Origin of the sequence: Collinsella sp. 4_8_47FAA, assembly GCF_000763055.1 — a bacterium.
Taxonomy (GTDB): Bacteria; Actinomycetota; Coriobacteriia; order Coriobacteriales; family Coriobacteriaceae; genus Collinsella.
On sequence record NZ_KN214135.1, the window covers coordinates 602,604 to 609,116 of the forward strand.

At 64.5% G+C, this 6,513-nt stretch carries 6 protein-coding genes; all 6 read right to left on the reverse strand.

Annotated elements, in window-relative coordinates:
- Positions 1–17: 17 nt before the first annotated feature.
- The gene (hisB, locus tag HMPREF9463_RS06035; protein ID WP_035137726.1) at positions 18–605 is read right to left on the reverse strand and encodes an imidazoleglycerol-phosphate dehydratase HisB; all 588 of its coding nucleotides are present in this window, start codon (positions 603–605) and stop codon (positions 18–20) included.
- Positions 606–1,721: a histidinol-phosphate transaminase gene (gene hisC / locus HMPREF9463_RS06040; protein WP_035137727.1), complete on the reverse strand. Its 1,116-nt coding sequence runs from the start codon at positions 1,719–1,721 to the stop codon at positions 606–608.
- Position 1,722: 1 nt separating this feature from the next.
- A complete protein-coding gene (gene hisD, locus HMPREF9463_RS06045; RefSeq protein WP_035137728.1) occupies positions 1,723–3,159 on the reverse strand; it encodes a histidinol dehydrogenase in 1,437 nt (478 codons plus the stop codon).
- Positions 3,160–3,264: 105 nt separating this feature from the next.
- Entirely contained in the window at positions 3,265–4,980 is a 1,716-nt protein-coding gene (gene hisG / locus HMPREF9463_RS06050; protein WP_035137729.1) for an ATP phosphoribosyltransferase, read from the reverse strand.
- 169 nt (positions 4,981–5,149) lie between these two features.
- Complete coding sequence (locus HMPREF9463_RS06055) at positions 5,150–5,986, reverse strand: sugar phosphate isomerase/epimerase family protein (RefSeq protein WP_035137730.1); 837 nt, start codon at positions 5,984–5,986, stop codon at positions 5,150–5,152.
- A gap of 73 nt (positions 5,987–6,059) precedes the next feature.
- A partial coding sequence (locus tag HMPREF9463_RS06060; RefSeq protein WP_035137731.1) for an SIS domain-containing protein occupies positions 6,060–6,513 on the reverse strand: 454 nt, incomplete at its 5' end.

Sequence of the window (6,513 nt, forward strand, 5' to 3'; positions counted from 1 at the left end):
TGTCCTTTTTTGGCAGGTTACAGCGAGCCCTTGGTGCTGGGGATACCCTGCACGCGGGGATCGTGCTCGCAGGCGTGGCGCATCGTGCGGCCCACGGCCTTAAAGGCGGCCTCGATAATGTGGTGCGAGTTGCCGCCCGCCAGCTCGCGCACGTGCAGCGTGAGTTTGGCATCGCGTGCGAAGGCATAGAAGAACTCAACGGCCAGCTCGGTATCGAAGCCGCCCACGCGCTCGGTCGGCATGGGCAGCTCGCAATAGGCCTGCCCGCGGCCCGAGATATCCACGGCGGTCATCACGAGCGTCTCGTCCATGGCGATCGCCGCGTCGGCAAAGCGCGTAATACCCGCCTTATCGCCCAGCGCCTGGCAAAACGCCTCGCCCAGTACAATACCCGTGTCCTCAACGGTATGGTGCGCGTCGACTTCCACGTCGCCTACCGCATGTACTGTCAAATCGAACAGGCCATGGCGACCAAAGGCGTTGAGCATATGGTCGAAAAACGGCACGCCGGTCGAGATATCGCACACGCCGCTCCCGTCCAGGTCGAGCTTGACGACAATGTCGGTCTCGCCCGTCTTACGGGTCACCTCGGCATAACGGCCCATCTACATCTCCTCCTTCACCAGCGTGGCAAACGCAGCCAGCACCTCATCGTTTTCTTGCGGGGTGCCCACGGTAATGCGCAGGCAGTCCGCGAGCCCCAGTGCGTAGCTAAAGTCGCGCACCAAAATCGAGTACTCGTCGCGCAGGCGCTCGCGCACGCGCGTGGCATGCGGCGTACGTACGAGTACAAAGTTCGCCGCACTCGGCCATGCCTCCACTGGCAGGCCCTCGGCAGCCATTGCGCGCAGGGCGCACAGCTCGCGCTCGCGCTCGGATGTGACCTGTGCCACCACGGGCGCGTATGCGTCGCGGGCACGCACACAGGCAAGTGCCGCGGCTTGGCTCAGCACATTGACCGAGTAGATCTGGCGAATCGCCGCGAACACGTCGATAACCTCGGGTGCCGCGATCACGTAGCCCAGCCGCGTTCCGGCAGCGCCAAACGCCTTGGACAGCGTATGCAGAATCACCAGGTTGGGATGCTCGGCGATAAGCCCCTGCGCCGTGGTGGCCGCGCCAAACGAATCGTCAGCAAACTCAACGTAGGCCTCGTCGACCATCACCATGCCGGGGCACGCATCGCACAGGGCCGCGACAAAGTTGAGCGGCGCCACGTCGCCCGTGGGGTTATTGGGCGAGGTCACGATCGCCAGGTTGCACTCGGGCGCCGCCGCAAGCACGGCTGCCTGGTCGAGCTCAAAGGTCGCGGGGTCTCGCCACACGTCGCGCACCTCGGTCTGGCAGAGCGACGCAAAGAACGCATACTCGCTAAAGCACGGCGGGCAGTTGAGCAGGGTCCGCCCCGCGCCGCCAAACGCCAGCAGGTAGTTATAGAGCAGCTCGTCGCCGCCGTTTCCCACGCAAATATTCTCACGCGCCACGCCATGCCAGGCAGCAAGCTCATCGCGCAGGTCGTTGGACATGGGGTCGGGATAGCGGTTGAGCGGCGTGGCGGCCAGGGCCGCGTCGACCGCCTTGCGCACGCCAGCCGGCACGGGATAGGTGTTCTCGTTGGCCGAAAGATTGATGCGCGTAGGCGTAAAGTTGGGATCATAGGGCTCGATGCCGGCCAGGTAGGGCTGGACGAGCTCCTTCATGCGCGGCGTCAGCTCGGCCATATTAGGCCTCCTCGCCGGTCGCGCCAGCGCCATCCGCGCCTGCAGCCGCCAGGTCCACACCCTCGGCGACCGTCGCCACGGCGTCGCCCGGCCAGGCAACCTTGGTCAGGTCGGCCGCGGCGAGCGACTCGGCACTCACGGCATCCTCGCCCTGCTCCAGCACGCGGCGGCGCAGTGCGGCCGAAAGCGCGTGCGCCCACAGGCCCTCGGCCTCGGCCAGACGCTGTGTGGCGGGAGCGTCGGAGAGCAGGCCCTCGGGTGTATAGCAAATGACGCTCGAGCGCTTAACGAACTCTTCGACCGAAAGCGGGTTGGAGAACATGGCCGTGCCGCCAGTCGGCAGCGTGTGGTTGGGACCGGCAACGTAATCGCCGAGCGGCTCGGAGCTCCAAGCGCCCACAAAGATGGCGCCGGCGTTGCGAATGCCGCCGAGCAGGCCCATCGCGTCCTTGCAGTGCAGCTCCAGATGCTCGGGCGCCACGGTGTTCACCGCCTCGACGGCGGCAGCCATGTCGGCGGCCACCACGATGGTGCCCTCATTGTCGAGCGAAGCGCGCGTGATCTCGGCGCGTGGCGACTGCGCTACCAGAATATCGATACCCGCCTCGACCTCACGCGCAAACTGCTCGTCGCAAGTCACCAGATAGCAGGCTGCCAGCGGATCGTGCTCGGCCTGGGCCATCAGGTCTGCCGCGACCACCATGGGCTTGGCCGTGGCATCGGCCAGTACGCAGACCTCGGAGGGGCCAGCGACCATGTCGATTCCCACGTCGCCCGAGACAATCTGCTTGGCCGCAGCGACAAAGGCGTTGCCCGGACCGGTGATTTTATCGACACGCGGAATGGTCTCGGTGCCGTAAGCCAGCGCGGCCACGGCCTGAGCGCCGCCCACCATATAGATCTCGTCCACGCCGCCGAGCTTTGCCGCGGCGAGCGTGTAGGGACTGATCAGGCCGTCTTTTTGCGGCGGGGTCACCATAACCACGCGCTTGACGCCGGCGACCTTGGCGGGAATGGCGTTCATGAGCACGGTGGAGGGATATTGCGCGCGACCGCCCGGTACATAGATGCCGGCCGCCGCGAGCGGGGTCACCTTAACGCCGAGCATCGTGCCGTCCACACGCGTGGTAAACCAGCTCTGCTCGACCTCGCACTGGTGGAACTCGCGAATCTGGCGCGCGGCCTTCTCAAGCGCGGCGACAAAGGCCGGGTCAAGGCCTTCGAGCGCGGCATCGATCTGCTCCTGCGGCAAGCGGAAGCTCTGCAGCTCAACGCCGTCAAAACGCTGACAGTAATCGCGCACCGCGGCATCCCCGTTGGCACGCACGTTGGCCACGATATCGCGGGCGGCGTCGACGATGTTTTGCGGCAGCACACCCTTGCGGTTGAGCTGGTTGGTAACGAGGCGCTCACCGGGAGCAAGCTTGATGGTCTTCATATCGGTATCCCCTATCGGTCGAGGTTGTGTTCGAAAAACGAGAGGCCGAGCGGCGGCGCCAGTCGGCCCGCAGCCCAGACATTGGGGCGCCCGTGAGTGCTCGCGCTATTGTGCCGAGCCCGCAACGGGCTCAAAATGCTTGCCCTTCACGGCTGCCGCCAAGCGATCTGCCAGATTGCGTACGCGCGGATCCAGACGTGCGGCGCCCGGATTGACAAAGAAGCGGGCCGTGCAGTCCATGATGCGGCCGGTGATGACCAGGTCGTTATCGCGCAGCGTGGCGCCCGTGGCGGTAATATCCACGATGCGATCGGTCATGCCGACGATGGGGCCCAGCTCGATGTTGCCGTGCAGTGAGACGATATCGGCGTTCACGCCGCGCTCGGCATACCAGGCACTCGCGATGCGCGGATACTTGGTGGCCACGCGAAGCGACCCGCGGCGGGCATAGTTGCGCTCGGCCTGGCCGGCGCGCCACGCGGGCTCTGCCTCGATAAAGGTGCACAGGCCATAGCCCAGGTCGACCAGCTGCAGCAGGTTGAGGTCTGCCTCGATGAGCGAGTCCCAGCCGCAGATGCCGCAATCGGCACCGCCGCAACCCACAAAGGCAGGCGCATCGCTGGGACGCACGATGACAAACTCGATATCGCCGACCGCGCCCTCGCCGGCACGCGTGTCGCGGCCGCGCACGATCAGGTGACGGCCGGGGTCACGCAGCTCGGAGACGTCCAGGCCCGCGGCCTCGAGCACGTCGAGCGTGTCGGCCTTAAGCGAGCCCTTGGGCACGGCGATGCGCAGCGGACCCTCGGCGCCACAGCCCGCGGCGTGATCGCCATCGGAAGCGGCGTCCTCGGCCGAGGTACGCGCGGCCTCCAGACGCTCGAGCGAAAAGGCGAAACCCGCCGCCGGCACCTCGATGCCGTCGCCAAATGCGCCGGTAAAGATGGAGTCATAGCGTCCGCCCGAACCGACCGGATCGGGCAAGCCGCCGGCATAGGCCTTAAAGACCAGGCCCGTGTAATAATCAAACGAGTTCATGATGGAGAAGTCGAACGACAGCACCTGGGCCTCCTCGGGGGCCAGGCCCTCGACCAGGGCACGCAGCTCGCGCGTGAGCGGCGCGACAATGCCCGCCGCTGCCAGCAGCGTATCGACGCGGTCGAGCACCTCGGCACCACCGTGCAGACGCGGCAACTCGCTAATGGCGGCCTTGACGGCCTCGGACTCGACGCTTGCCGCCACGCGGGCATCGAGGCCCACAAAGTCGTTAGCGTGCACGCAACGCAATGCCTCGGCAGCCAGTTCGCGGTCCTCACAGGCCGCGAGCAACTCCTTAAACGGACGCACGCTACCTGCGATAATGCGTGCATCGGGCAGCGCCAGCTTGCGCACGGCCTCCGCCACCAGCGAGACGATCTCGACATCGCCCGCGGTATCGCCCGCACCGATAAGCTCAAAGCCCAGCTGTGTAAACTGACGCGAGCCGCCGGCATTGCGCTGGCACTCACGAACCACCGGCGCCTCGTAGCGAAGGCGCAGGGGCAGGTCGGCCGCACGCATGCGGGTCGAAACCAGGCGCACGATCGGCAACGTGTTGTCAGGACGGACCACCAGCAGGCGGCCATCATCGTCAAAGAGCTTAAACGGCGTGTCCGCGATGCGGCCGCCCTCCTCGAGCGAACTCTTGTCCTCGAGCAGCGGCGTCTCGACCGGCAGGTAATGATGCTCCCTAAAGCAGCCCTTCACCGTACATGCGATCTCCTCGCGCGCCTGAGCCTCCTCGGGCAATATGTCCCGGAATCCCCACGGTGTGGCCGTCATCTGGTGAGCCTCCTCATGCTGTGTTTCATATAGAGCAGAAGACCGGCATAGCTCCGCCGGTCTTCTGGGTACTTTAGCATACTAGAGTGTTTGCGGGGAAAATCCATCGCAGCCGCTCACGCCGTATTCATTTGGAAACATAGGGCAGATCGCCGCAACCCAAACCCGCCTAGGCGCCAATCGCACGACGATACTCTGCCATTACCTGCGCATCGGCAGCTGCGGGGTCGGCGAAATAGCGCCCGTCATAGGTCTCGGCCGAAACAACTCCGCGATAGCCGCGCGCCACCAGCCTATCCAGGTCGGCGCGCATATCGCGGTCGCCGTCACCCCAGGCAAGATGCGTCGTGCCATCTGCCGCAACATCGACAAAATGCACGTGGGCGACATCTTCGCCAAGCAGATCGAAATAATCGTCGATGGTATCCCCTGCCACCGCCATAGCGCCCAAATCCAGACACGCCTTAAGTGCCGGATGATCAACTGCCTCGATCATGCGCTTCGTGTCGGCCGCCGAGTTCACGATCATCGACTCAACCGGCTGTAGGGCCTCGAGCACCAGTCGCACGCCGCGCTCTCCCGCATGCTCGGCAATCGCACGCAGCATCGAGGCGCTGCGACCCCACGCGTCCTCGATCGGCTCGTTCAAAAATGCCCAGCCGCTCGAGACCATGACCTGCTCGGCTCCAAGTTCCGCCGCGATATCTACAACGTTCTTAAAGTACGCGAGCGTGCGGGCACGCGCCTCATTCCCGCGCGCCGCGATATTCCACGGCTTGGGGTTGTTCTGTTCGGGACAAAGCCCCACAATTCGAACCCCATACCGGTGTGACAGCTCCCGCACCTGCTCGAGCGAATCGTATCCATGGCAATCGACATACAGATGCATCGCCCCGGTCCAAAGCTCGCAACACGTGTAGCCCGAAGCCGACGCCGAAGAAAAGAACTCCTCAAGGTCAAAATAACGATGGCTGATATTCATGACGGCAAGCTGGGGATAGCTCATAATTACTCTCCAACCCAAGCGAGGCCCCGTTCCATATAGGAGCGAGGCCCAATTACACAAACGTTATTTGCTCTTAGTAGTCGAACTGGTGATAGTAGCGACGGTAGTTGAGGTTGTGCTTGGTGACCGTCTCGTAGTAGCGAGCCAGGCGGTCGGTAACGAGCACCGTCAGAATCCACGGAGAGACGATGACGCGGAACTCGTCGTCAAGGCCGGGGATCGCGAACTCGGCGGTGTCGATGATGTTGATGTCGGTGTCGCCGGTCACGCCGCGGGTCAGGAAGGCGCGGACGCGCTCGTCGAGCTTGCGGTTCTCGTCCTCGCCCATGAACAGGAACACGGGGACGCCCGGCTCCACGAGCTCGAGGGTGCCGTGGAAGAAGTCGGCCGAGGTGATGTAGCGGGTGCGCTTCCACTGCATCTCCTCCAGGATGCACATCGAGAACAGGATCGTCTCGCCCCACAGGGCGCCGGAGCCGATGAACATGGTGTAGGGGGCCAGGGCGTACTTCTTGGCGAGCTCCTCG